Raw genomic sequence first — 26,721 nt, forward strand, 5'->3', positions numbered from 1 at the left:
ACCCCGTTGATGTATTAGTTAAGAGGATTTACCGTGACTACTATCGTATCTGTACGTCGTAATAATCAAGTTGTCATCGCTGGTGATGGCCAAGTGTCTTTAGGCAATACCGTAATGAAAGGTAATGCGCGTAAAGTGCGTCGCCTTTACCACAACAAAGTATTAGCTGGTTTTGCTGGCGGTACCGCCGATGCATTTACTCTTTTTGAGCTTTTTGAAGCCAAGCTCGAAATGCATCAAGGCCATCTATTAAAATCTGCCGTAGAACTTGCCAAAGATTGGCGTACCGACAAAATGCTACGTAAGCTCGAAGCTATGCTGGTCGTTGCTGACCCTGAAACATCATTAATTGTTACCGGTAATGGTGACGTGGTTGAACCAGAACATGACTTAATTGCGATTGGTTCTGGCGGAAACTATGCCCATGCATCAGCTTTAGCATTACTGCAAAATACAGAATTAAGCGCAGAAGAGATTGCCGAAAAATCATTAACGATTGCTGGCGATATTTGTGTGTTTACCAACCAATTTAAAACTATCGAAAAGTTAGACTACTAATTCGAGCGTAAAGAAAGGAACCGTTATGTCTGAAATGACACCTCGTGAAATTGTTCACGAACTAGATTCTCATATCATCGGCCAACAAAATGCCAAACGCTCAGTTGCCGTCGCGCTTCGAAATCGCTGGCGTCGGATGCAATTAGCGCCCGAGCTTCGTCATGAAGTCACCCCAAAAAACATTCTCATGATTGGTCCTACTGGTGTAGGTAAAACTGAAATAGCGCGTCGTTTAGCAAAATTAGCTAACGCCCCCTTTATTAAAGTCGAAGCCACCAAATTTACTGAAGTCGGTTATGTGGGCAAAGAAGTTGAACAAATCATCCGAGATTTGACCGAGTCAGCGGTAAAAATGACCCGCGAACAGCAAATGAAAAAGTGCCGTCATCGTGCCGAAGAAATGGCAGAAGAACGCATTTTAGATGCCTTATTGCCAAAACCAAAAGATGACTGGGAAACCGACAAAAAAGACGACTCAACCACCCGTCAGGTTTTCCGTAAAAAATTGCGTGAAGGCCAGTTAGACGATAAAGAAATCGAAATCGACGTTGCGGCGCCTCAGATTGGCGTAGAAATTATGTCGCCTCCAGGCATGGAAGAAATGACCAATCAGCTACAAGGTTTATTTCAAAATCTAGGTCAGAGCACGTCTAAGCGTAAAAAGCTTAAAATTAAAGATGCTTATAAGCAGTTAGTTGAAGATGAAGCGGCAAAATTAGTCAATCAAGAAGACTTAAAAGAACAAGCTATCGAACTCGTTGAGCAAAATGGCATTGTGTTTTTAGATGAAATAGACAAAATTTGTAAACGCGGTGAAAGCTCAGGCCCCGATGTATCTCGCGAAGGAGTACAACGTGACTTACTGCCATTAGTGGAAGGCTGTACCGTAACCACTAAACACGGCATGGTGAAAACCGACCATATTCTATTTATTGCTTCTGGTGCATTCCAGATGTCTAAACCGTCTGATTTAATTCCAGAGCTACAAGGTCGTTTACCTATTCGAGTGGAATTAGACGCTCTTACCGCTGCTGATTTTAAACGTATTCTCACAGAGCCATTTGCCTCACTCACTGAGCAGAGTATTGCACTAATGAACACTGAAGGTGTGACTATAGAGTTTACTGAGTCGGGTATTGATCGCATTGCAGAAGCCGCATGGCAAGTGAACGAGCGTACTGAAAATATTGGTGCTCGCCGGTTGCATACCGTGATGGAAAAATTAATGGAAGATATTTCCTATGATGCTTCTGAAAAATCAGGTTCAACTTATATAATTGACGCAGATTATGTCAACGACCATCTAGATACCTTGGTACAAGATGAAGATCTAAGTCGCTTTATTTTATAATCGATTCAATGGCCATTTATGTCAGATAAATGACCATTAGAAATCGCCAGCGGATATCACGAACTGGTATAACAAAAATGGGATTAACGCGCGTATGATGATAATCTGCGATTTAGCGTTAATCCTTTTTTTATAGGTGATCCAATGACACAAGCAACACCTAACGTGACTGGCGTTAAACTTAAACGCCAATCTAAGTTACTCGAAGTGACTTTCGACAACGACCAGACTTACAACATTAGTTGTGAAATGCTGCGGGTGTTCTCGCCCTCTGCAGAAGTACAGCGTCATGGCGACCCAATATTAGTGACTCATAAGAAAGCCGTTAATATTAAAGCACTCGAACCTGTCGGCCACTACGCGGTAAAAATCACCTTTGATGATGGCCATGATACAGGCTTGTATTCTTGGCAAGTGCTTTATAACTTGTGCAGTAATCAGGCTGAATTATGGCAACAGTATTTAGCAAGATTGCGTGCGGAAAAGGGTTCAAGAGAAGCGTTGATTGATATGAATATTAAGTATTCATAATTCGTTACTTTTTAACGATAGACGTTCATTTCAACACCATATTTGCATAACTTTACGCATCACGATCGGCAATTGACATTGAGAAGATTATATTAAGTAGTAACCTTCACTTGTACCGAGGTGTGTATGAAAAAGTCAATTCAACTTCCGGTGATCAAAATGCTATTGGTGGGATTCGCAATGATAAGCTTGAGTGCTTGCGCTCCACTATTTCACCAAGGACATGCAAAAGCTCTGACGAATAAGACTGCAGTAACTAAAGTGATCGTTGTTAAACCAGATGTATATCGCGTCGTTAATGTTGATAACGTTCTTAAATAGGATATGGTCATTATTTGAAAGCGTTAAATGACTCTACTATAAATGCCAGCTATGTTGCTGGCATTTTTGAATGATGGGTATGGTTAATTATCGATGAATATTTAATATTCATTCTTTTTTAACAATGGCCTACGGCCACTAACGTCGTGGCGCTTCGCCCACACCAGACTAAGAGGAAACCAACGGCTGTTCCCTCTTAGAACTCCCAGCCGCCCCGCAACATTTTCAAACAGCGAAAAGGTCGCCATGGGGATTTATCTAGCTTTTAACGTCGTTTGTAATCGGCTTCGGCCCATCTTGATGTAAAGAGTGAAAATGCTAACGCTTCCGATGGTACATCTGATGTGAATGGATTCACGAATGTCGTGATGGCAGGATGCCAAAGAACGACCTGTACCGCGAAAGCTAGCCTGACGTCCTGTCAGGCTCACGCTATTTTCTTCAACGGCCTCAAGTCCAGAGTTGAATCACACCCTTTGAAAGTAAAGTCTTTAACTCATTTATGCCCCGTTCCTTGTTAGCCTTTGAGAGCGCCGAATTTCCTGTTTCATTATTTGACTTACTTTTACTCATGCAAGTACGGTGTTGTATGGACTGTTTTAACAGCCTTGAGATTTGAACCAACAAACTTCTTATAAGGCTTAAGCGACTCCTCACGGTTGCCAATGATATGAAAATTCGCACGTTTGGCTATCTTGATATTCATTTCTTCTACAACATCAACTGACACTTGAACCTTGCCGCGTGGAAAACGATTTGATTTGTTTATCATGTAAGCAACATTTGGTGATATCGGATAGTAGAAATCACATTCATGATCTTTTGGTGGTTTAATCTCGTTGGTTAATGCTTGATGAACATTAACAATGGGCTGGTCAGAAGTAATGAACGGTGTATCTGTGTCATTGAGCAGCAGGCAATGAATGTCGTCTTTTCTGTCTAAGTAAAGTGATCGACCTAAGTTCATACCGAACATGTAACTAATGAACCACCAACACTCTAACGTTAACGTCTTAATATGATTGGCTGCTGTGTTGCTTATCGTATCTTTGAAGTTTTTAGTTCTCGCAATTTGTTGACCATAGAATTGCATGAACTTAATCATATTATCGTCTTTATCAAGTACCGATAAATTTCGATTTGCAAGCGCCTCTAGAGTTTCTTGAACTTCATTTTCGTGAGCTGTGTGATAGTTTTCAACACCGTTGCACTTCCAGGCTTCAATCATCTTATCAGCGATTTCATCTTTTTTACCGCCTTGTTTATACAGCGATTCCAAGCATTGCATTGCTAGGTAATCACTTAGATAAGACATGTGCAGTTCGTGTAGGTCTTTATGGCTTTTTGACGACCATCTTTTGATTATTTGCACATGTTCAGGCGTAAGTGGTTTTACTTGATAAAAATCACGTTCAACAGCAATGTTTTTGACACTATCGAAGCGAATATCGTTATTCTTCTTAGTCGTGTAATAAACCTGTTTGTTATCAGGCGACCATCGCTTCATATAGTTAGCCCATACATGATGATGGTTTTTCTTTGCTTCTAAACATTTTTTGTCGGTTTCAGCCATACGCCCTCCGTTGCACTAGTGTAACAAAAATCATTATAGATACAGAAAAGCTCCGACTTAGTAGAGATGAGGTTTTGATAAATGCGGAGCATTATAACGTTTTGGTTGATTTCGAGGTATTTGAAATCACAAGTATTTATCTGACATGAATTGTTGGAAGAAATCCACTTATTTAACTATCACTAAAACTCACCCAAAGACACTCTATAGCCAATTAACATGAAAGTTTAAGCGCTTGGGCTTTCCATAGAGCACTAGATACTTCTGCGTTTTACCGCACCTCAATTAATTTATATTGTTCTAAATTAGTAAAATTTATAACACAGGAGTGTCCAAAAACGAGCTAGTCACTGCTTTAAAAAGCCTAAATTCAACTCTGAACTTGAGGCCGTTGAAGACTCTCTATAAAAGAATAGCGTGAGCTGGCCATGGCCTTTCTCGCACATCCATGTGCTTCAAGGCATTCAGGCATCCTGCCTATCAGAGCCCGCTAGCTTTCGCGGTACAGGATGTACCATCGGAAGCGTTAGCATTTTCACTCTTTACATCAAGATGGGCCGAAGTCGATTACAAACGAAGTTAAAAGCTGGATCAATCCCCATGGCGACGTTTTCGCGCTGTTGTTTAAGTCAATCGGGAAAATGTTGCGGGGCGGCTGGGCCAATTATTTTATAAAGAGTAAAGAGGGAACAGCCGTTGGTTTCCTCTTGGTCTGGTGTGGGTGAAGCGCCACGACGTTAGTGGCCGCAGGCCATATCTTAAATACACTTTTGTCTAAAAATAAGTTACCAACTACATAATTTAACCAAATAAAAATGCCAGCATTTCTGCTGGCATTTTTGATCAATTGTTAACTCATTTAAGCTTAAAGCGCGGCTTGGAAAATCACGCTGTCGGCTTTCTTAGTGTAAGAATCGATTTGGTCGAAGTTCAAGTAACGGTAAGTATCAGCTGCAGTTGCATCTAATTCTTTAGCGTAGTTTTGATACTCTTCAACTGAAGGTAAACGACCCAATAGCGCTGCTACTGCTGCTAACTCAGCTGATGCTAAGTAGACGTTTGCACCAGTACCTAAACGGTTAGGGAAGTTACGTGTAGAAGTTGATACTACAGTAGCACCTTCTGCAACACGTGCTTGGTTACCCATACATAGAGAACAACCAGGGATCTCAATACGAGCACCAACACGACCGAAGATAGCGTAGTAACCTTCTTCCGTTAATTGATCGCGGTCCATCTTAGTTGGTGGTGCAATCCATAAACGAGTCGGTAATGTTGTAGCAAACTTTTCTAACATCTTACCGGTCGCACGGAAGTGACCGATGTTTGTCATACAAGAACCAACAAACACTTCGTCAATCTTAGTTTGTGCAACGCTTGATAATAATACTGCATCATCAGGATCGTTTGGTGCACAAAGGATTGGCTCTTTGATGTCGTTTAAGTCGATTTCGATAATTTCAGCATATTCTGCATCTTTATCAGCTTTCATCAACTCTGGGTTAGCAATCCATTCTTCCATCGCTTTAATACGACGTTCAATCGTACGACGATCGCCATAACCTTCTGCAATCATCCACTTTAACATCACGATGTTAGAGGTTAGATATTCGATGATAGGCTCTTTGTCTAGCTTAATGCTACAACCTGCCGCTGAACGCTCAGCAGATGCATCAGATAATTCAAATGCTTGTTCAACTTTAAGTTTTTCAAGACCTTCGATTTCTAATACGCGGCCAGAGAAAGCGTTGATTTTGCCTTTTTTCTCAACCGTTAGCAGACCCATTTCAATTGCTTTTAATGGGATAGCATGGACTAAATCACGTAAGGTAATACCAGGTTGCATTTCGCCTTTAAAGCGCACTAGCACTGACTCAGGCATATCAAGAGGCATAACACCTGTTGCAGCAGCAAATGCCACTAAACCAGAACCGGCTGGAAATGAAATACCAATAGGGAAACGAGTATGTGAATCACCACCAGTACCTACGGTATCTGGTAATAACATACGGTTTAACCACGAGTGAATAACCCCGTCACCTGGACGTAAAGCAACACCACCACGATTCATAATGAAATCCGGTAGTGTGTGGTGAGTCGTAACATCAACAGGCTTTGGATAAGCCGCGGTGTGACAGAATGACTGCATGGTTAAATCAGCACTAAAGCCTAAACATGCTAAGTCTTTTAACTCATCACGTGTCATAGGGCCGGTAGTGTCTTGTGAACCAACAGAAGTCATCTTAGGTTCGCAGTATTGACCAGGACGAACACCAGATACGCCACATGCTTTACCAACCATTTTCTGAGCTAAAGTAAAACCTTTATCAGAAGCGGCGATATCTTGTGGACGAACGAATACTTTCGATGCTTCAAGACCTAAGGTTTCACGCGCACGGTCAGTAAGGCCACGACCAATGATCAACGGAATACGACCACCAGCACGAACTTCATCTAACAATACTTCAGTTTTTAATTCGAACGTAGAGATGACTTCATCAGTGCCACCACGTTTAACAACACCTTCATAAGGGTAGATATCGATAACATCACCGGTATCCATTTTATCAACGTTTAGTTCGATCGGTAATGCACCTGCATCTTCCATGGTGTTGAAGAAAATAGGCGCAATTTTGTTACCTAGACAGAAGCCACCAGCACGCTTGTTAGGAACAAAAGGAATGTCATCACCCATAAACCATAACACTGAGTTAGTGGCAGATTTACGTGAAGAACCCGTACCGACAACATCACCGACGTAAACTAAAGGATGACCTTTACCTTTTAACGCTTCGATTTCTTTGATTGGACCCACAACACCTGATTCATCAGGCACAATACCGTCACGCGCATTTTTTAACATTGCTAATGCGTGTAGTGGAATATCTGGACGAGACCATGCATCTGGCGCAGGAGACAAATCATCAGTGTTGGTTTCACCAGACACTTTGAAAACAGTTAATGTAACTTTGTCAGTCAATTTTGGACGATTTAAGAACCAATCTGCATTGGCCCAAGCATCAACCACTTGCTTAGCAAAATCATTACCCGCTTGCATTTTTTCAACAACATCGTGGTATGAATCAAACATCAACAAGGTATTAGACAGTGCTGTAACGGCTAAAGGTGCCAATTTAGCATTGTCTAGTTGGTCAATTAACGGCTCAATGTTGTAACCGCCTTGCATAGTGCCAAGCAGTTTAACAGCGTGTTCTGTGCTTAATATTGGAGATGACACTGTGCCTTTAGCTACAGCATCAAGGAAAGCGGCTTTTACATAGGCAGCTTCATCTACTCCTGGTGGAATACGATTTTCGAGCAAGTCGAGGATGAATGCCTCTTCACCTGCTGGTGGTGTTTCAAATAACTTAACCAGTTCAGCCACTTGTTGTGCATTTAATGGCTTAGGGACTACACCCTCTGCAGCACGTTCTGCGACGTGTTTACGATATGCTTTTAGCACGGCAACATTCCTCTTTGTTTGACGCCTAACGGCGAAACTCAACGTCATTATGATTACGCTGATAATTCCACTGGTTCGGGCTTGAAATCCGACCACCAGTATACTACAGCTTTATAAAAGTATGAATCAGCTCACACTATTAGCGGTATGAAATCAACGCGATTTATCAACCTAACAATCAATTTAGCGGGAAGTTAAATAAATTAAAATTAGACAATAGTTTGAAACAGCCTAAAAAACACTTAAATACATTAACTTACGCAACACCCACTGATTAAACTATACACAATGAAATATCCACTTTTTTAAATGAAATATTTTTTAAAAAAGTGTGTTTTGATTGTGTCTCATCAGCAACAAAGTAATAATTAACGCTAAAGGTTATACCGTTTATGGAGCCAGTATTGTGTCGACCCAAATAAAAGCCGTTATTTTTGATATGGATGGAGTATTAATTGATTCCGAACCCGCTTGGCAGTTAGCCGAGCAAACTGTACTAAATAGTTTTGGGTTAAATCTTAGCCTCGAAGAAATAGAACAAACTACTGGCTTGCGCATTGATCATGTAGTTAGCTATTGGTACCAACGTTTTCCTTGGCCGAATTACGACAACACAGTCACGGCAAATAAAATTGTTAATGAAGTTATCGCCCAAATCAATGCCAATGGTGAACCGATGCGAGGTGTCATTGAGTCGCTAGACGCCTGTAAACGTTTAGGGCTTAAAATAGGGTTAGCAACATCTTCGTCGTCATTAATTATTGAAGCTGTGCTGCATAAACTGGCCATAGGCCATTATTTTGATGCGATTGAATCTGCTGAAAATCTAGAGTATGGCAAACCACATCCAGAGGTATATTTGAATTGTGCTAAAGGGCTTGGCGTGCCACCGAGTCAATGCATCGCTATTGAAGACTCCTTTAATGGTTTAATTGCCGCACGAGCAGCCAGTATGCAAACCGTGGCGATTCCTGCACCTCATACCGTTAATCAGCCCAAATGGATTATTGCGCATAATCAACTTGCTCATGCAGGATTACTACCCGCGCTGCTAGAGCGGACTGCGTCCTGCTAGGTTCTAGATCGCTGGGACAGTTTCGCTGCTAAGATTTAATAACCTCTGCAGCGTCCTAGTTTTTAGCTTGTATAGCTTCTAGAAGCGAAGCGCTCTAGCCACTAGGCTTTTTAGCTTGTAAGCCTCTGGGCTTTTGGCTTAGATAGACTGCCTAAAAGTTTTTACCAACAAATAAATAGAATGCTGTTTCACCGCTGTCAGTAAAACCAAACCCTAATGCCGCAGGGCCCCAGTCAGTATCAGTACCTAAATACAAACTGCTGGCAAAAATCAAATCATCTAAATCCACATCATCACGATCAAACCACACATTACCAGCTTCAAGGCTTGTGCCTAAATACAAAGGTAAATCGGTGATCAATACGTCACGGCCAAGATCATATTGATAAATCACTGCGCCAAATACTTTATGGGCGCCTGCTAGGGTATCTTTACGATAACCAGACAAGTTTAAGAACCCACCTAAATCGGCAACGTGTAAGGTAAAGTCACCATCATTTTCAACAGTAGCCAACTCCATTTTGCCCACAATGGCATGGTTGCCGAGTTTTAATGCCCCCTTCCAATCCGCCTCAAATTGCCAAGCGAGATCGTCACTAAAGGTTGTATCAAGATTACTTAACCCGCTATATGATTCATCTCGAAAATAACTGACAAAGGTAATTCGATTTCCTTCTGTTGGGAAACTAATACTGTTTAAATTGTCATAGGCAATTTTAAAATAACCACCCGTAGAATGATAACTAAGTGAATCAACCGAACCAAACTCACTGCTGACTCGCCCATCTTCAGCAATAAAGCCTAGTTCGATAATGCCATCTGAATTAAAATTATAACCCGTGCCTAAAACAATTTGAGCCACATTATGTTCGAGCTCAACATAACTGCCATCTTGATTAAACAAATCCCAATCTTTCATTTCATATTGGAATCTCGCTAGGCTATAAAATGTTTGATCACGATCTAATGGTTGATAAAATTCCGTCGCGACTAATTTTTTAAACCCTAGTTCTAATTCGTTACGCCACTCTCCGCCATTTTCAGTTAAGTCGGTCATGGTATACGCTAGACTTAATGTAATCGCGGAATCGAGAGTGAAGTCATCTTCCCAGTTAAAACCTGCTTGGAAATAATTCGGACCCCATGATTTTGCTTTGGTGGTAATCGTTAAAATTCGGCCTTGTTCAACATCTTCAAATTCGGCATCGACACGTTCAAATTTATTCAGCGAATACACTCGATTAAGGGCGGAATCTAATTCATCTTTACTGAGTGCAACCCCTTCGACAATCCCTAAGCGATCTCGCAATAATTTCTCACTGACTTTTGACTGGTTATCGAAGGCGATTTTATAAATGGGTTTTTTAAGAGGATCTACCCACAATAAACTTTGTTGTAATTTACTCGCTTGGTAAGCCAAATAATCGTGTTCACTAATCCCAAGCGGCTCTAACTTCACCAACTCTAATATGGCGGCATCTTCACCTAATTTAAGTGCTAATGGCATGATTGAAAAATCGGTAGTACTTAAGCTATCAATGGCTGGACGAATTAAAATATCGCCAGACGTCAGTAAGGTTTTTTGGCGGGCGGTACTGGCTTGAGTCAAAATAGTAGAAAGTTGTTCTAGCACAGCAATGGTACTGTCTAAGTTTTCTTGTTTAGTCAATGCAGAACCAATATCAACTGCAATAATAATATCTGCGCCCATGGCTTTCACTACATCAATAGGCATATTGTTAGCAATCCCGCCATCAACGAGTAAACGACCATTAATCAATGCTGGTTGCAATGCTCCTGGTACAGTGGCTGAGGCTTGCATTGCTTGTACTATACTGCCGCTTGATAATACCACAGCTTCGCTGGTTGCTAAGTCAGTTGCTACAGCCCGATAAGGAATAGCCAACTCATCAAAGTCGCCAAACTGTTCAACTAATCCCGTTGAATGACGTAGTAACTGCGACATGCTTTGGCCACGCAACAATCCGCTTGGCGACGTTAAGCGATTATCGTTGTAGCCAACCGTAAGAGGGATATTAAATTGGTCTCGCTGTTGCTTGTCTCGGTAACTTAATTTGTCACGAGGAATGGTATCGGAATAACCTTTTGACCATTGGCCATTAAGCATTAATTCTTCAATTTGATCCGCGTTATAGCCCAGCGCATACATACCGGCGACGTATGCACCAATACTGGTTCCAGCGATATAATCTACTGGGATATGATACTTTTCCAATACTTTCAACACACCGATATGTGCAGCACCTTTTGCACCACCACCACTGAGCACTAAGCCAATGGTAGGTCTTTCTTTAGCCGTTTTTTTAGCCGCATGTACAGGTTGTACTACCAAGCTAAAGCAAATACAGCTAGCCAAAAACCAAGTAAACAAGTTAAGGCGCAAAATTTGTTGCATAAATCATTCCGAAAGTAAGTAAAAACGACTCATTCTAACAAAATTTAACCAATACCTATACTAGTGAATGGCACCAACAATATTACAATCAGTATCGTTAAACATCGCGTGACATATCAATCAACATTTGTTGTTTTATTTTATGTTCAATCTCGTTTTTGGGCATAGGCTTAGCGAAATAATAACCCTGAATAATATGACATCCTCGCTGAACAACTTGATTCAATTGCTGTTCCGACTCAACCCCTTCTGCAATCACTTCAAGGGATAAATTTCGTGCTAATTCAATAATACTGCTCAAGATAGCTTGATCTGCTTTGTTAGTATCAATATGGATTAAAAAGCAGCGATCAACTTTTAGGACATTAACTTGGAATGAGCGTAAATAAGCAAGAGAGGAGTAACCAGTCCCAAAATCATCTATGGCAACATCAATACCTAACTGCTTCAAAGCGAGCAAATGCTGACTGGCAATATCAATCTCTTTCATCAATACACCTTCAGTAATTTCCATCGACAAGCAATGAGCGGGCATGCCAGTTTGATGCAATGTCGCAGTCAAAAAGTCGATAAAATCAGTCTGTCTAAAGTGCATAGCAGATACATTAACTGATACTTTTATCTCACTTTGATACTGTTGATGCCAGTAAGCGCCATCGATACAAGCTTGAGTTAACACCCAGCGATCGATCTCAACAATTAGGCCGCACGATTCTGCAATGCCAATAAATACATCGGGGTTAACCATGCCATCTTTTGGATGTTGCCAACGAATTAATGCTTCTACGCCGACTAAGCGATTTTGTTGCTGAACATCAATTTGAGGTTGATAGTACAATTCAAATTCGTTGCATTGTACTGCTCGGTGCAAATCAGCTTCTAAGCGCAAATGATATAAGGCTTCTGCGTTACGCTCAGCGGAGTAATATTGAAAATTACCACGGCCTTCTTCTTTAGCATGATACATGGCTAAATCAGCATTTTTAATTAGGGTTTCAGGGGTTTGATCATCGTCAGACCAAATGCTAATCCCGATACTGGTCGAGATAAAAAACTCTCTACCATACAGTTTGAATGGCATTTCGATTTGTTTTAGTAATTGTGTCGCTATGTGATTAATGCTGTCGACATCGTTTGCGTCACGCAGCAAAAGCACAAATTCATCACCACCAAAACGGCATAATAAATGCTTTTCTGACAAGCAAGACTGAAGCCGATTAGCAGCTTCAACTAATAATGCATCGCCCATACTATGGCCGTATGAATCATTAACATGTTTAAAGCGATCAAGATCTAGAAAAAGTAGTGCTAAGGTTTCTTTGTGCTTTTTAGCGGTTTCAATTGCTTCGCCCAGTCGACGAGAAAACATCGCCCTATTAGCTAAACCAGTTAACGTATCGCTGTTAGCCAAACGACGTAAGTGCAACTCATTGTGCTTACGTTCGGTGATATCAGAAAAAACCACCACATAATGTAATGCAGCACCATTAGCATTGAGCATTGTCGATACGTTTACCCAAACAGGACAACGGCTACCATCAATACAGTTAAACTCGCATTCTCCGGTCCAAAAATGCTCTTTATCGAACACGTCCTCCATATCGAACGGCTCTGGGGTTGCATACACCAAATCGGCAAAATGTTTACCTGCTAAATCACTCCTTTTAGAAGCTAAAATTAAATTTGCCGCAGCATTACTAATTTTAATATTTTTATTAGCATCTAATATCAACATACCTTCGGAGGTATTTTCAAAAGCCTGAGCTAACAAATTGACTTCGCTTTCCAGCTCACGTTGTTGCGATATATCAGTATACATACCTGCCGCATGGGTCACGCGACCACTACTGGGATCAAATTTAATCGCTCTGCCTTTAATCCGTAGCCAATGCCATTGATGATCATACTGATTGCGATATCGGTACTCGGCATCAATCATTTCTTCTTGACCTGTTATAAGGTCTTTCCAGACAGATTGCATCCGATCAACATCGTCTACGTGTATGGGTATATCGTCTAGTTTGACACTAATATTATGCTCTGGTCCTAACACACCACTCTGGTTATCTAGCGACAACATTTGAGTAGAATCATACCACTCCCATAAATCAGAATCGCTGCCTTTTAAGGCTTGATGTAAGCGCTCATCACTTTCAACTAATGCATGGTTAATTTGTTTAAAGCGATGCACTTGTCGCTGCCTAAACAACAACATAATAGAAACAATTAACAAAATACTAAAAATGAAGGCTACTTCAAATTGCTGAGTGCGCCACCAAAGCTGCTTTACGGCAAATTGATATTGGAATGGTTCACTCGACCAAACACCATTTCTTTTATACAAGAGTTCAAGTACATACGCTCCCGCACTTAACCCTGTAATATTAATTTGCGACTGGCCTTCTAATAACACGTAGTTTCCTGCCGCATTATCATCCTTAGCGAGTCGGTACTGTATGGCCATCGGTTTATCATCAAGATAATCGAGTAATGCGATTTGAAAACTAATTAAGCTAGCGCCCGGCTCGACTTGAGTGAGCTGGCTTGGAATTAAATAAACTGCGGTATTATTTTCGTAAAACACCGACACTGATTCGAGTATGACTTTGTCACTGATTGTGCGAGACGCTAATTCATCGAGATTGATTAACATTGCCCCATCTGGCGTGCCAATGAAAAAGCCTTTGTTAGGATCATAAAACTTTGCCGATTCATTAAATTCGTCGGAAATTAATCCATCTTGATGGCTAAATGAACTGACTTCACCGGACTTTTTATTTACTTTAATGATGGCATTAGCACAGCCTACAATGTGGTCAGTAGCTGTATCTTGAAGGAAGAACACCACTTTACAATCGATCTTCCATTGTTGATCAAGTGAAATAATGTCATCGGTTTTAGTATTGAATTGATAAATACCATGCTGGGAAGTGCCCAACCACATAATGTCTGGTGCCACTTGCATAAAACTATTCATCGTAGGGAGGTTAGTAAAGTCAGAAAACACCTCCAATTTTGAAACGTATTCACCCGCCGCGGTTAAATAGCCAAAATGTTTACTGCCACTGAGCCATAAACGATCGGCATCGTCTCTCAATATGGCTTTATACAATGTATTTGTGAGTGACTGTTCGCCATTGGATAATTCTTGTAGCTGTAGTTCTGAATTACCCTCTTTCCAATAATACAATCCCTGATTAGTTCCAAACCAAATCACATCGCGATAAAAGTCATCATGATAAATACCAATGACCACTTTATCTTTCAGTGACTCCTTACCACCACTCCAGTCAGCAAAATTAGAACTGGCATTGGTGATTTTATTCACCACATAAAGCCCGCTTGATGAGGCTAGTACGATATTCTCTTTATCTAGGGATTCAATTCGGTAAATACTGTCATTAAGCTCAAACCCTGGTGGAGTGATCATTGTTGACGTTTGGTGTTGAGTATCGACCACAGACAAACCACCATCGGTACCCATCCACAGCTGATCCCCTTCACTGTATATTGACCACACCATTTCATTATCCAGTTGATAAGGTGGTGCTTTAGAGTAATCTTCAACTAAAAACTTAGGTTTACCAGCAATGACCGCAAGACCATCACCAGAGCCACCAACCCACAACAGACCATCGGCATCAACCGCCATATCGTGAATATAATCAATATTGGCACCTTGTTTAAGTTCATCATGATAAATCGTAAATTTATCAGTAGATGGATTCCAAAAAATAAGCCCTGTCCGACTCGATATCCACAAGTTGCCATCAAGGTCTTGTTCCATCTGATCGACGTAATAAGGGATATTCGTCACGGGTTGTAAACGTAAATTCTCTACATCAACGCTAAATAATCCTTTAGAAGTCAACATCCATATTCGATGCTGTTTATCTTGGAACAATTCCCTAATCGAACCATTTTTATCTGTCCATGGAAATGCGCCAATAAACGCCCCATCGGCCTGATGAAGTTCCAATAAATGATCGGTTGAAAATAGATATTGAGATGAGTGTAATTCTAACGCGTTGCGCCAAGGCAATTGATGATCTAATGAGTGGCTTGCAGATAAAGACAATTGTTGAGAAACATCATCAAAATAATAGACTTGTCCCGAATAGGCTAATATAAGTAATCGCCCATCGAGCTGACGCTGAGTTGCCACTACACGAATACTGGTGTTGATATTAGTGACGTCATTATCTTTAGGCTTAAGCAATAAACTAAAGTGATTATCTAAAATACTGTATAAATATAGCGAGGTATTGCTGCCAACAAGCAAATGATCTTGGCCCGAATTAACCACTGTAGTAATAAATTCATCATCAAGAACCGAATCAAAACCGACTTTATCAATACGTCTTACTTTGCTATTGCTAACCCGATACAGACCTTGTTGAGTAGCGAGCCAAACAAAACCATAATGATCAAAGCTAATATCTTGAATACTGGCATTGGCTAATCCATCTCGCGCAGTAAATACCCGCTGTACTACATCCCCTGCATTAGCAGGTATAGCAGCGAGCAGATAAAACCCCATACAGATGAACCAATAGATTACCGCTCTATTCATAAATTAAGCCTAGACCTCAAAAGATAATATGTTTACTAATTGCCATGACTTACTGATAAACACAATAACACCGACACTAACCAATACAGTGGTTTCATACCCCAGTAAAGAGAAGTCACAGTATAATCATTCACACACAAAAAAATAACAATTAACAAATCATTTTTAGGGTATTCTCGAGTAATTTTATAAACATTATTAATGTTTTAACATTATTCGCTAGTGAAAGTAATACTCATCTATAACACTAGTCTATAAATCAAACTACAGACAAAAAAAAAGCACCCCAAAATGGAGTGCTTGTTTATCGCTATATCGACCGCGTAAATTACTTCTTCTTAACCGCTTTAGGGTTAGGTAAATCAGTAATTGAACCTTCATACATTTCAGCTGCTAAACCAACTGATTCATGTAAGGTTGGGTGAGCATGAATCGTTAATGCTAAGTCTTCAGCATCACAACCCATTTCAATCGCTAGGCCAATTTCACCTAATAATTCACCACCGTTAACACCAACAACCGCACCACCGATAATACGATGAGTCTCTTTGTCGAATATTAACTTGGTCATACCTTCACTGCAATCTGATGCAATTGCACGGCCGCTAGCAGCCCAAGGGAAAGTAGACGTTTCAAAAGCAATACCTTGCTCTTTGGCTTCTTTCTCAGTTAGACCAACCCATGCTACTTCTGGATCAGTATAAGCAATCGATGGAATCACTTTAGGGTCAAAGTAATGCTTCATACCTGCAATCACTTCAGCCGCTACGTGACCTTCATGCACACCTTTGTGAGCTAACATTGGTTGACCAACGATGTCACCAATTGCGTAAATGTGTGGCACATTGGTACGTAATTGTTTGTCTACATTGATAAAGCCACGCTCATCAACATTTACACCGGCTTTTTCAGCAGCAATTAACTTACCATTAGGTGAGCGACCAATTGCCACTAATACGGCATCGTAACGAACGGGTTCAGCAGGTGCTTTCTTGCCTTCCATTGTGACATAGATACCGTCTTCTTTAGCTTCAACAGCTGTCACTTTAGTTTCAAGAATAAGGTTAAACTTCTTCTTAATTTGTTTAGTGAATACGCGAACAACGTCTTTATCTGCAGCAGGGATAACTTGGTCGAACATTTCAACCACGTCAATTTCACTGCCTAAAGATGAATACACAGTACCCATTTCTAGGCCAATAATACCGCCGCCCATTACCAATAACTTGCCTGGTACTTCTTTCAATTCAAGTGCGTCAGTCGAATCCCAAATACGTGGATCGTCATGCGGAATAAATGGCAGTTTAATTGGACGAGATCCTGCCGCGATAATAGCTTGCTCAAACTGAACCACGGTAACAGTACCGTCTTCAGCAGTCACTTCTAGGCTATTAGGGCCAGTGAACTTACCAAAACCGTTAACCACGTTAACTTTACGCATTTTAGACATTCCGCCTAATCCGCCCGTTAACTGACCAACAACTTTGTCTTTAAAACCGCGTAATTTTTCTAAATCGATTGTTGGCTCACCAAATACTACACCGTGACTCGCAGCTGATTTAGCTTCTTCAATCACTTTAGCAATGTGTAGTAATGCTTTAGATGGGATACAACCTACGTTCAAACATACACCACCTAGGGTGCTAAAACGTTCAACGATAATGGCATCTAAACCTAAATCAGCTGCACGGAATGCTGCTGAATAGCCTGCAGGGCCTGATCCTAATACAACTACCTGAGTTTTAATTTCGTTACTCATGTTTTCCTCTATTCTTTGCATATGTTGGCGAACAAAACCGATTCAACAATCAATGTGGTCAGATTGTGATAGCTGACCGCATTTTACCCTTTGTTTGATAACGATCACAATCAAACATTAGTGATAATCATCGACATAAAAAAGGCCACTCTATTAGAGCGGCCATATTTGTTTACAATATCATGGTACGAATGTCAGATAAGATGGCTGACAATGTCACACTAAAGCGTGCGGCCATTGCACCATCAATCACACGATGGTCGTATGATAATGACAATGGCAACATTAATTTAGGCTCAAACTCTTTGCCATTCCACTTAGGCTTAATTTCAGATTTAGACACACCTAAAATCGCCACATCAGGGTAATTAACAATCGGCGTAAATGCCGTACCGCCAATGCCACCTAAACTTGAAATCGTAAAACAGCTGCCTTGCATATCAGCCGACTTTAACTTGCCGTCACGAGCACGGATCGAAATGTCAGTTAATTCACGCGACAATTCAACAATGCCTTTTTTATCAACGTCACGTACAACCGGAACCATTAGGCCATTAGGCGTATCAACAGCCACACCAATGTGGAAGTACTTCTTCTGAATCAGCGACTCACCATCACTGCTTAAGCTTGAGTTAAACACAGGGAACTCAGCCAATGCTTTCGCGACAGCTTTCATCATAAACACCAGAGGCGTGATTTTGTAATCTGCTTTCTTCTTCGCTGCAAGCTCATTTTGCTGCTTACGGAAGGCTTCCATCTCAGTAATATCAGCTTCGTCGAACTGGGTAACATGCGGAATCGTTACCCAGTTACGATGTAAGTTAGGTCCAGAAATTTTCTGGATACGACTTAGTGGTACTTCTTCCACTTCACCAAACTTACTGAAATCAACTTTAGGAGCAGCAATCACACTTAAGCCACCTGCACCACCAGCAACCGCCGTAGCAGCTGTCGCTTTAGGGCGTGACAACTCATATTTCACAAATGCTTGCACGTCTTCTTTCAAAATCCGCGCTTTACGTCCAGTACCAGTAACCTTGGTTAAATCCACGCCAAATTCACGCGCTAAACGGCGCACAGAAGGCGATGCGTAAGCAACTCCGGTAGACTTAGGTGCCGCAGCACTAGGGTGATACGGTACCGGCGGAGTCGATGGACGACTGGCAGCTATTGTTGGTGCAGGCGCTACTGGAGCAGACTCAGTTTGAACAGGAGCAGCTTGAGCAGGTGCGGCACTAGTCGTTTCAATAGTCGCAATTAAGCTACCTTGAGACACTTTATCGCCCACGTTAACCGTTAACGACACTAACTTACCAGCAAATGGTGCTGGTACTTCCATGGTCGCTTTGTCAGTTTCAAGGGTAATTAAACCTTGATCTGCGGTGATTTCATCACCAACAGCAACCAGCACTTCAATAACATCGACATCATTAGCGTCGCCAATATCAGGTACATGAATTTCTTGTACTTGGCTTGTTGTTACGGCTGCCATTGCTTGAGAAACAGGAGCCGCAGCCTGAGGTGCAGCGGCTTGAGCTTCCGGTGCTGTTGCTTGTGGCGCTGACACTGCTGGTGCTACTGGTTCAGAACCAGCAACTTCTAGCGTAATAACTAATGAACCTTCAGATACTTTGTCGCCAACGGCCACTTTCACTGATTTAACCACACCCGCTTTAGGTGACGGTACGTCCATGGTGGCTTTGTCTGTTTCTAAGGTAATTAAACCTGTATCAACATCAATGCTATCACCTACAGCAACCAACACTTCGATGACAGACACATCTGTATCACCGCCAATATCTGGCACTTTCACTTCAATCACTTCAGAGGCACCAGCACTTGGTGCGGCAACAGGCGTCACTGGTGCAGGAGCCGCAGCTTGTGCGACTGGCGCTTCAGCTTTAGGCGCTGGTGCTGCAACGTCTGCTTTGGCAGGCGCGGCAACAGCAACACTCATCATCGCAATTAACGTGCCTTCTGACACTGTATCACCCACAGCAATTTTTAATTCTGCCAAGGTACCAGCAAAAGGTGCTGGAATGTCCATGGTTGCCTTATCACTTTCAACTGTAATGATTGACGCTTCTTTCTCAAGAAAATCACCCACTGCAGCACAAATTTCAATAACTTGTACAGCATCAGTATCGATATTAGGAACCAAAACTTCTTTTAATTCAGCCATTTTGTATCCCCTTACGCGAGCTGTGGGTTGATCTTGTCAGCATCAATGCCATATTCAGCGATGGTTTTAGTCAACACATCCACTGGCATTTCATTACGGTCAACAAGTGACTTCAACGCCGCAATGACAATAAACTTGGCATCAACTTCAAAATGATGACGTAAGTTTGCGCGGCTATCGCTACGACCAAAACCATCTGTACCTAGCACTTTATAGTCAGTTGGCACGAATGCACGTAATTGCTCACCGTATATCTTCATGTAGTCAGTCGCCACAATCGCTGGCGCATCTGCAGATAATACTTGGCTAATATATGCTTGCTTAGGTTTTGCTGTAGGATGCAACATGTTCCAACGCTCAGCAGCTTGACCATCACGAGTTAGCTCATTAAAACTGGTCACACTGAATACGTCTGCAGTTACGCCAAAGTCTTTGGCTAATGCTTGCGCGGCTTTACGAACTTCTTCAAGAATCGTACCGCAACCCATTAATTGCACTTTGCCTTTACCGCTACCAGCAACTGATTCAAGCTTGTAAATACCTTTTACAATACCTTCTTCAGCACCGGCTGGCATTTCTGGCTGAACGTAGTTTTCGTTCATTGTGGTTAAGTAGTAGAAGATATCTTCTTGGTTTTCGCCATACATACGACGAATACCGTCTTGTACAACTACCGCAATTTCATAACCGTAAGTAGGGTCATAAGAAATACAGTTTGGAATAGTGTTAGCCAATACGTGGCTGTGACCATCTTGATGCTGTAAACCTTCGCCGTTCAATGTTGTACGGCCAGAAGTACCGCCCACCAAGAAACCACGTGCGCGCATGTCGCCAGCAGCCCATGCCATATCGCCGATACGTTGGAAACCGAACATAGAATAGTAGATGTAAAACGGAATCGTTGGCATGTCGTTGACTGAGTAACTGGTTGCCGCTGACACCCAAGATGACATTGCGCCTAATTCGTTAATACCTTCTTGTAAAACCTGACCAGTTTTAGCTTCACGGTAGTACGCCACTTGATCAGAATCTTGTGGTACGTATTTTTGGCCTTCGTGAGCGTAAATACCTACTTGACGGAATAAGCCTTCCATACCAAAAGTACGCGCTTCATCAGGAATAATTGGCACAATGCGTTTGCCAATGCCTTTGTCTTTTAACAATGCGGTTAATACGCGCACAAACGCCATTGTTGACGAAATTTCACGGCCATTAGAACCTTTCAAAATCGAATCGAAAATTTTCAATGAAGGAATATCTAACTCTTCAGTGAACTTTTCACGACGCTGCGGTAAATAACCTAATAACGCTTCACGGCGGCTCTTCAGGTATTTAACTTCTTCAGAGTCAGGACCGGGATGATAGAAAGGCAAATCTTCTAACTTGTCATCAGGGATCGGAATATTGAAACGGTTACGGAAGTGTTGGATAGCCTCAATGCCCATTTTTTTCACGTTATGAGCAATGTTTTTACCTTCACCCGCATCACCTAAACCATAACCTTTAACGGTTTTAGCAAGAATAACCGTTGGACGACCTTTGGTTTTCTGTGCATGTTCAAGTGCAGCGTAAACTTTTACAGGATCATGGCCACCACGGTTTAAACGCCAAATGTCATCATCTGACATATTAGCCACCATTTCTGCGGTTTCAGGATATTTACCAAAGAAATGCTCACGAGTCCATGCACCGCCTTTAGCTTTACAGTTTTGGTATTCACCGTCTACGGTTTCTTCCATTAACTGTAATAACTTACCGCTGGTATCACGCGCCAATAATGGATCCCAATAACGACCCCAAATGACTTTAACCACTTCCCAACCTGCGCCGCGGAATTCGCCTTCAAGCTCTTGGATAATCTTACCGTTACCACGAACAGGACCATCTAAGCGCTGTAAGTTACAGTTAACGATAAACACTAAATTATCTAATTCTTCGCGCGCAGCTAAGCCAATTGCCCCCAAAGCTTCTGGCTCATCACACTCACCGTCACCTAAGAAACAGTAAACAGTTTGCTTAGAACAATCTTTTAAACCACGGTCAGTTAAATACTTTAAATAACGTGCTTGGTAAATGGCTTGAATAGGACCTAGACCCATCGATACCGTCGGGAACTGCCAATAGCTTGGCATTAATTTAGGATGCGGGTAAGAAGACAAGCCTTTGCCATCGACTTCTTGACGGAAGTTAGCCATTTGTTCTTCAGTAATACGCCCTTCAAGGAAAGAACGCGCATAAATACCCGGTGCGATATGACCTTGAAAATACACCAAGTCACCACCATCTTGCTCATTTGGTGCACGGAAGAAGTGGTTAAAACACACATCATAAATTGTCGCGCTAGAAGCAAAACTGGATATATGACCACCAAGCTCTAAATCTTTCTTAGAACCACGTAATACCATTGCCAAGGCATTCCAACGGATAATCGCACGAATACGACGTTCCATTTCTTGGTTACCAGGCATATTAGGCTCTTGGCCTGCTGGAATAGTATTTAAATAGGCAGTAGTGGCATTGTAAGGTAAGTGAGTACCATTACGACGTGCTTTATCAATTAATTTTTCGAGTAAAAAATGTGCACGTTCAGGCCCTTCATGCTCTAACACAGCTTGCAAAGCATCAACCCATTCATGGGTTTCTAGTGGGTCTAAATCTTGAAGCATATCTTCAGACATCTCGCAGTCCTTCTTTATATACGGGTTATATTTCGGCTTTTAGTTGCTGCTTGTTGACACAGCAAAAATGTATTCTTATTCAAAGTGACAAGTACTACACACCGCTCTTTAAACGGCGCAAACTACGTTGCAACCGACTGTCTTCTTCTCTTACTGCCAACATGACTTCTTCGATATAGCTTAAATGTTCATTCGAAGCTTCACGCGCAGCGTCTGGGTCCCGACGTACAATCGCAGCGAGTAAAGCTCGTCTGTGATCATTTGCCATGGTGGAAGCTTCTTCGCGTCGGCTTAAAAGTTCCAAGTTTTGTTCTACATTTTTATGTAGTACAGGGGTTAAACTTAATACTAGATGAAGCATTGCAACATTGTGTGACGCCTCTGCCACTGCACGATAAAAATGTACAATTGCATCAGCCTGCTCTTCAATACCGCTTGCGGCTTCTACTTCATTAATTCGGTTTTTAATATTTTGCATATCCGCATCAGTACCGCGCAATGCAGCAAAATACGCCATCATGCCTTCAGTAGCGTGACGAAATTCAAGTAAGTCATACTGACTTTCTGAATCGTTATGCATTAATTCAACGATAGGATCGGCAAGACTTTGCCAAAGTTGTTCTTTTACATAGGTGCCACCGCCTTGACGACGCATCAGCAACCCTTTAGCTTCTAATTTTTGAATCGCTTCACGTAAAGAAGGACGAGACACTTCAAATTGTACCGCGAGTTCGCGTTCAGGAGGTAGTTTCTGACCCGGCTGTAAACTGCCTTCAAGGATCATTCGCTCTAATTGCTCCATGATCACATCAGAAATTTTTGGCTGGTTAATTTTAATATAAGCCATCTGGCGCCCTGCTCCCTAAACAAGCAATTGTCAATTGGTCTGACCAATTAATATGAGATAGCGCACTTTATCAAATCATACAAGCCATGTCTAGTTATCGGCATATCGACAATAGAACACCGTATTCGTTTAAAACGCTCAAGCCAAGAGCATAACTGATATTAACACTCAAGGGGTCAGACCATTTACTCGAATTAACCTCAACGCTGGATACAATAAAGCCGCCCTAGGAACTAGAGCGCTTCGTTGCTAGAGGCTATAAAATCTCAGCAGCAAAGCTGTCCTAGTAGGACGTAGTCCACCCTAGAGTCTAACTAACAACACCAAAAATGGTTAATACCGAAACCATTGTCAGCAATAACACAAAATTACGCTTACTCAATGCCAGTAATGCCAATGTCGACCGTATACTCAGCGGCGCATCACCTGCTTCAGGTAAAGATTCTGCCGCGACAGCAGTGTAAGTTACGATTGTTTTCGCATCGGTTTTGCCACTTAAACCATATTGTCGCCAAGCACTCAAACCAGTGCTAAATTGACCACTTAATACATAGCCAAAACTAAAGATACGGCTTGGCAGCCAATCCAATAGCATCAGCAAACGATCAACTAATGGCATCTCAAGCGTATTTTTATTATTGTAATCACTAAAAAAACGCACTGTACAATACAAAACAGCGCCAACGGGTTCTAAAAATATTAAATACAATGCCACTGCGCCGTAATAGCGATAATTAATCCAAGCGGTTATTTGCCCCACTTTACGACCTAAATCTTGCTCATCAACCACATGCAAGTGTTCAGTACAGTCCAACTCTCCGGCCAATCTATAACAAGCTTGTATGTCGCCCCGACATGCCGCTTGAATATACTGTTTAAACACCCGTCGTAATGACTGGTGGCAAAAACAAATAATGGATATCAGCACCCAAAACAACAAACTCAATAAATCATAAAAAATACCATCGAGCAGAAAACTAATCAGCAAAACCAATAAAGCAGGCAACACAATTGCCATCGCAACACCAAATTCGGATTTAAGCGATTGGTTATCCCAAAATAATTTTTGGTAACGCGCTATAACGCTATCAAACTGCCAACCACTGGGCAGAAGTTTCAAACGCTCTACTAAAATTGCCATTAACAATGAAAATAACGCCATGAAAATCCTTTTTTACTTCTATTCAGTTATTGCCAGCATTAATAAGCAGCTCTTTTGCGGGCTATATTGATAAGTACCATCTAACATCAGCAAAGTCTGTAAGTGCTATTTTAAGCGCTAAGTGTTGTGTTTCAAGTTCGTAATCTCTAAGTGCTAACCTAAACAACTGGAATGGCTTGCTTATATCGAGACCAATCAAAACCACTACCGGGATCTGTTTTACGTCCTGGCGCAATATCACAATGGCCGACAATATTATTTACATTAATCATAGGATACTGCGCCATTAACTCCAATGTTAACAGGATTAATTGATCATATTGCTCATCGGTATACCCACTGTTATCTGTCCCTTCTAGTTCTATACCTATGGCAAAATCGTTACAACCCTCACGCCCATTGAATTCAGAGACGCCAGCATGCCAAGCTCTGTCATCACAACCCACATATTGAACCACTTCACCATCACGGCGAATAAGAAAATGCGCCGAAACTTGCAAGCTTGCTAACTCAGTAAAACTGTCGTCAGCATCTACATTTAGGCAACCTTGGAATAGTTCATCAATGTGCGGTAAGCCAAAACACCCCGCGGGTAAGCTAATATTATGTATCACCAACAAACTCACCTCGCCATTGGGGCGAGCGTTAAAATGTGGCGATATACACTTTCGAGCCTGGGTTAACCAACCTTGTTCCATTAAGCCTTGTGGCATATCCATCCTTAAACATCACAACTAAACCATTATGAGTTCAAATTTAACAGTATTAAACAGCAATACCAATCCTAAAAATTACCTATTTGCTTGTGTCAGTATAGCGATAAATTATGTTAATCTTTAATAGCTGCTTTCGGCAATAAACACTCTACTGAATGCGGATACCGTTTTGCCCTATCACGCTATGTTAGCAAGGACTTTGCTTATGTTAGAAAATGACATTCGTCACGCTGTAAAAACTGCCTTAGATGAAGACTTAGGATACACACCCCACAATACCATTCATGGGATGCTTACTGCTGACATCACCGCACAACTGATTCCTGAAGATAAACACATGTCTGGGGTACTCATCACTCGCGAAGAAGGGGTTTTCTGTGGCAAAGAATGGGCTGAACAAGTATTTAATCAACTGGGTAGTGAAGTCGCACTCCATTGGCACGTTGACGACGGTGATTTAGTGGTCCCTAACCAAGTCTTGTGTGAACTGTCTGGTCCTGCTCGAGCCATTTTAACAGGCGAGCGCACAGCAATGAACTTTATTCAGATGTTGTCAGGCGTTGCCAGCTTAACCAAACTGTACGTCAACAAGCTTGCTGGCACTCATACTCAATTACTCGACACCCGCAAAACTATTCCGGGCCTTCGAACTGCACAAAAATACGCTGTCACCTGTGGCGGTGGACATAATCATCGCATTGGCTTGTTCGATGCTTTTTTGATTAAAGAAAATCACATCATGGCTTGTGGTGGCATTTCAAAAGCCATTAACGCAGCACGTCAATTAGACAGCCAAAAACCAGTAGAAGTTGAAGTAGAGTCACTTAACGAATTAACCCAAGCTCTCGACGGCGGCGCAGACATCATCATGTTAGACAATTTTGATGTCACTATGATGGTTGATGCCGTTAGCCTAAATAATCGTTATAAAGACCAAGGTAAAGGTGCCAAATTAGAAGTGTCAGGCAATGTCACGTTAGACACCCTAGCCAGTTTTGCACAAACCGGTGTTGACTATATATCTGTGGGCGCACTGACCAAACACATTAAAGCGCTAGACTTGTCGTTACGATTAAAAGCGTAATGCTTCTAGATCCTAGGTGCTAGGGCGGACTGCGTCCTGCGAGGTCGCTGCGCTTCTAGGACAGCTTCGCTGCTGAGATTGAGATACTAGGGCAACTTTGCTGTTGAGCTTTTATCGCATCTAGCAGCGTAGCGCTCTAGCCTCTAGGCTTTGTGCTAATTCAAATCAGTCATCAAAAAAGCGCCAAAAAATCAATTTTGTTGCATTTTTGTCAAAAAAACATTCATTAATCGCTAATGTCAAAAAATAATTTATCGTACCAAGTGCGGATAACGTGAAATTAGTGCATTTTTAGACATTTATTTCTTATTTGTACGTTAAGACTATTCCATTGTGTAACAATTTATACTAACTTTGTCCTAGGCGAGTTGGCTTTTAGGCCATGGACTATAATCATAAGATTGTAAATTACGTCAATTGTTATCAACTAAT

General features: G+C 41.6%; 16 protein-coding genes. 6 read left to right on the plus strand and 10 right to left on the minus strand.

Features of this window, described 5'->3' with window-relative positions; all coding sequences use genetic code 11:
- Positions 1-33: 33 nt before the first annotated feature.
- From hslV to FH971_RS18905, 4 genes are all read left to right on the plus strand, one after another.
- A complete protein-coding gene (gene hslV, locus FH971_RS18890; RefSeq protein WP_140235328.1) occupies positions 34-558 on the plus strand; it encodes an ATP-dependent protease subunit HslV in 525 nt (174 codons plus the stop codon).
- A gap of 25 nt (positions 559-583) precedes the next feature.
- Positions 584-1,909, plus strand: coding sequence for an HslU--HslV peptidase ATPase subunit (gene hslU / locus FH971_RS18895; RefSeq protein WP_140235329.1), 1,326 nt, complete (start codon positions 584-586; stop codon positions 1,907-1,909).
- 144 nt (positions 1,910-2,053) lie between these two features.
- Entirely contained in the window at positions 2,054-2,440 is a 387-nt protein-coding gene (locus FH971_RS18900) for a gamma-butyrobetaine hydroxylase family protein (protein WP_137224730.1), read from the plus strand.
- Positions 2,441-2,566: 126 nt separating this feature from the next.
- A complete protein-coding gene (locus tag FH971_RS18905; protein WP_140235330.1) occupies positions 2,567-2,761 on the plus strand; it encodes a hypothetical protein in 195 nt (64 codons plus the stop codon).
- Positions 2,762-3,326: 565 nt separating this feature from the next.
- Here the strand turns inward: FH971_RS18905 and FH971_RS18910 are convergent.
- Entirely contained in the window at positions 3,327-4,334 is a 1,008-nt protein-coding gene (locus tag FH971_RS18910) for a DUF4238 domain-containing protein (protein ID WP_140235331.1), read from the minus strand.
- 865 nt (positions 4,335-5,199) lie between these two features.
- Positions 5,200-7,797, minus strand: a complete 2,598-nt coding sequence (acnB, locus tag FH971_RS18915) for a bifunctional aconitate hydratase 2/2-methylisocitrate dehydratase (protein ID WP_140235332.1) — start codon at positions 7,795-7,797, stop codon at positions 5,200-5,202.
- Positions 7,798-8,200: 403 nt separating this feature from the next.
- Here acnB and hxpB point away from each other — a divergent pair, with 403 nt between their 5' ends.
- Entirely contained in the window at positions 8,201-8,872 is a 672-nt protein-coding gene (hxpB, locus tag FH971_RS18920) for a hexitol phosphatase HxpB (protein WP_140235649.1), read from the plus strand.
- Positions 8,873-9,023: 151 nt separating this feature from the next.
- On the opposite strand, the gene FH971_RS18925 is transcribed toward hxpB, so the two are convergent.
- The 8 genes from FH971_RS18925 to ampD all read right to left on the minus strand — a co-directional run bounded on the left by FH971_RS18925 (position 9,024) and on the right by ampD (position 25,202).
- A complete protein-coding gene (locus tag FH971_RS18925; protein ID WP_140235333.1) occupies positions 9,024-11,288 on the minus strand; it encodes a patatin-like phospholipase family protein in 2,265 nt (754 codons plus the stop codon).
- Positions 11,289-11,385: 97 nt separating this feature from the next.
- Positions 11,386-15,861, minus strand: coding sequence for an EAL domain-containing protein (locus tag FH971_RS18930; RefSeq protein WP_140235334.1), 4,476 nt, complete (start codon positions 15,859-15,861; stop codon positions 11,386-11,388).
- Between the two features lie 328 nt (positions 15,862-16,189).
- Positions 16,190-17,620 carry a dihydrolipoyl dehydrogenase gene (lpdA, locus tag FH971_RS18935; protein ID WP_137224716.1) on the minus strand — a complete coding sequence of 477 codons (1,431 nt, stop codon included), beginning with the start codon at positions 17,618-17,620 and terminating at the stop codon, positions 16,190-16,192.
- 172 nt (positions 17,621-17,792) lie between these two features.
- A complete protein-coding gene (gene aceF / locus FH971_RS18940) occupies positions 17,793-19,802 on the minus strand; it encodes a pyruvate dehydrogenase complex dihydrolipoyllysine-residue acetyltransferase (protein WP_140235335.1) in 2,010 nt (669 codons plus the stop codon).
- An 11-nt stretch (positions 19,803-19,813) separates the two neighbouring features.
- Positions 19,814-22,480: a pyruvate dehydrogenase (acetyl-transferring), homodimeric type gene (aceE, locus tag FH971_RS18945; protein ID WP_140235336.1), complete on the minus strand. Its 2,667-nt coding sequence runs from the start codon at positions 22,478-22,480 to the stop codon at positions 19,814-19,816.
- Between the two features lie 94 nt (positions 22,481-22,574).
- Entirely contained in the window at positions 22,575-23,327 is a 753-nt protein-coding gene (pdhR, locus tag FH971_RS18950) for a pyruvate dehydrogenase complex transcriptional repressor PdhR (protein ID WP_137224710.1), read from the minus strand.
- Between the two features lie 310 nt (positions 23,328-23,637).
- Positions 23,638-24,489, minus strand: coding sequence for a beta-lactamase regulator AmpE (ampE, locus tag FH971_RS18955; protein WP_140235337.1), 852 nt, complete (start codon positions 24,487-24,489; stop codon positions 23,638-23,640).
- A gap of 158 nt (positions 24,490-24,647) precedes the next feature.
- Complete coding sequence (gene ampD, locus FH971_RS18960) at positions 24,648-25,202, minus strand: 1,6-anhydro-N-acetylmuramyl-L-alanine amidase AmpD (RefSeq protein WP_140235338.1); 555 nt, start codon at positions 25,200-25,202, stop codon at positions 24,648-24,650.
- Positions 25,203-25,410: 208 nt separating this feature from the next.
- Here ampD and nadC point away from each other — a divergent pair, with 208 nt between their 5' ends.
- The gene (gene nadC / locus FH971_RS18965; RefSeq protein WP_140235339.1) at positions 25,411-26,289 is read left to right on the plus strand and encodes a carboxylating nicotinate-nucleotide diphosphorylase; all 879 of its coding nucleotides are present in this window, start codon (positions 25,411-25,413) and stop codon (positions 26,287-26,289) included.
- Positions 26,290-26,721 lie beyond the last annotated feature (432 nt).

Origin of the sequence: Shewanella polaris, assembly GCF_006385555.1 — a bacterium.
GTDB lineage: Bacteria > Pseudomonadota > Gammaproteobacteria > Enterobacterales > Shewanellaceae > Shewanella > Shewanella polaris.

Excerpts from the sequence above, each read along its gene's own strand:
- hslU (WP_140235329.1), top strand. The coding sequence starts at position 584 with ATGTCTGAAATGACACCTCGTGAAATTGTTCACGAACTAGATTCTCAT.
- FH971_RS18900 (WP_137224730.1), top strand. The coding sequence starts at position 2,054 with ATGACACAAGCAACACCTAACGTGACTGGCGTTAAACTTAAACGCCAA.
- FH971_RS18905 (WP_140235330.1), top strand. The coding sequence starts at position 2,567 with ATGAAAAAGTCAATTCAACTTCCGGTGATCAAAATGCTATTGGTGGGA.
- FH971_RS18910 (WP_140235331.1), bottom strand. The coding sequence starts at position 4,334 with ATGGCTGAAACCGACAAAAAATGTTTAGAAGCAAAGAAAAACCATCAT.
- FH971_RS18925 (WP_140235333.1), bottom strand. The coding sequence starts at position 11,288 with ATGCAACAAATTTTGCGCCTTAACTTGTTTACTTGGTTTTTGGCTAGC.
- FH971_RS18930 (WP_140235334.1), bottom strand. The coding sequence starts at position 15,861 with ATGAATAGAGCGGTAATCTATTGGTTCATCTGTATGGGGTTTTATCTG.
- lpdA (WP_137224716.1), bottom strand. The coding sequence starts at position 17,620 with ATGAGTAACGAAATTAAAACTCAGGTAGTTGTATTAGGATCAGGCCCT.
- aceF (WP_140235335.1), bottom strand. The coding sequence starts at position 19,802 with ATGGCTGAATTAAAAGAAGTTTTGGTTCCTAATATCGATACTGATGCT.
- aceE (WP_140235336.1), bottom strand. The coding sequence starts at position 22,480 with ATGTCTGAAGATATGCTTCAAGATTTAGACCCACTAGAAACCCATGAA.
- pdhR (WP_137224710.1), bottom strand. The coding sequence starts at position 23,327 with ATGGCTTATATTAAAATTAACCAGCCAAAAATTTCTGATGTGATCATG.
- ampE (WP_140235337.1), bottom strand. The coding sequence starts at position 24,489 with ATGGCGTTATTTTCATTGTTAATGGCAATTTTAGTAGAGCGTTTGAAA.
- ampD (WP_140235338.1), bottom strand. The coding sequence starts at position 25,202 with ATGCCACAAGGCTTAATGGAACAAGGTTGGTTAACCCAGGCTCGAAAG.
- nadC (WP_140235339.1), top strand. The coding sequence starts at position 25,411 with ATGTTAGAAAATGACATTCGTCACGCTGTAAAAACTGCCTTAGATGAA.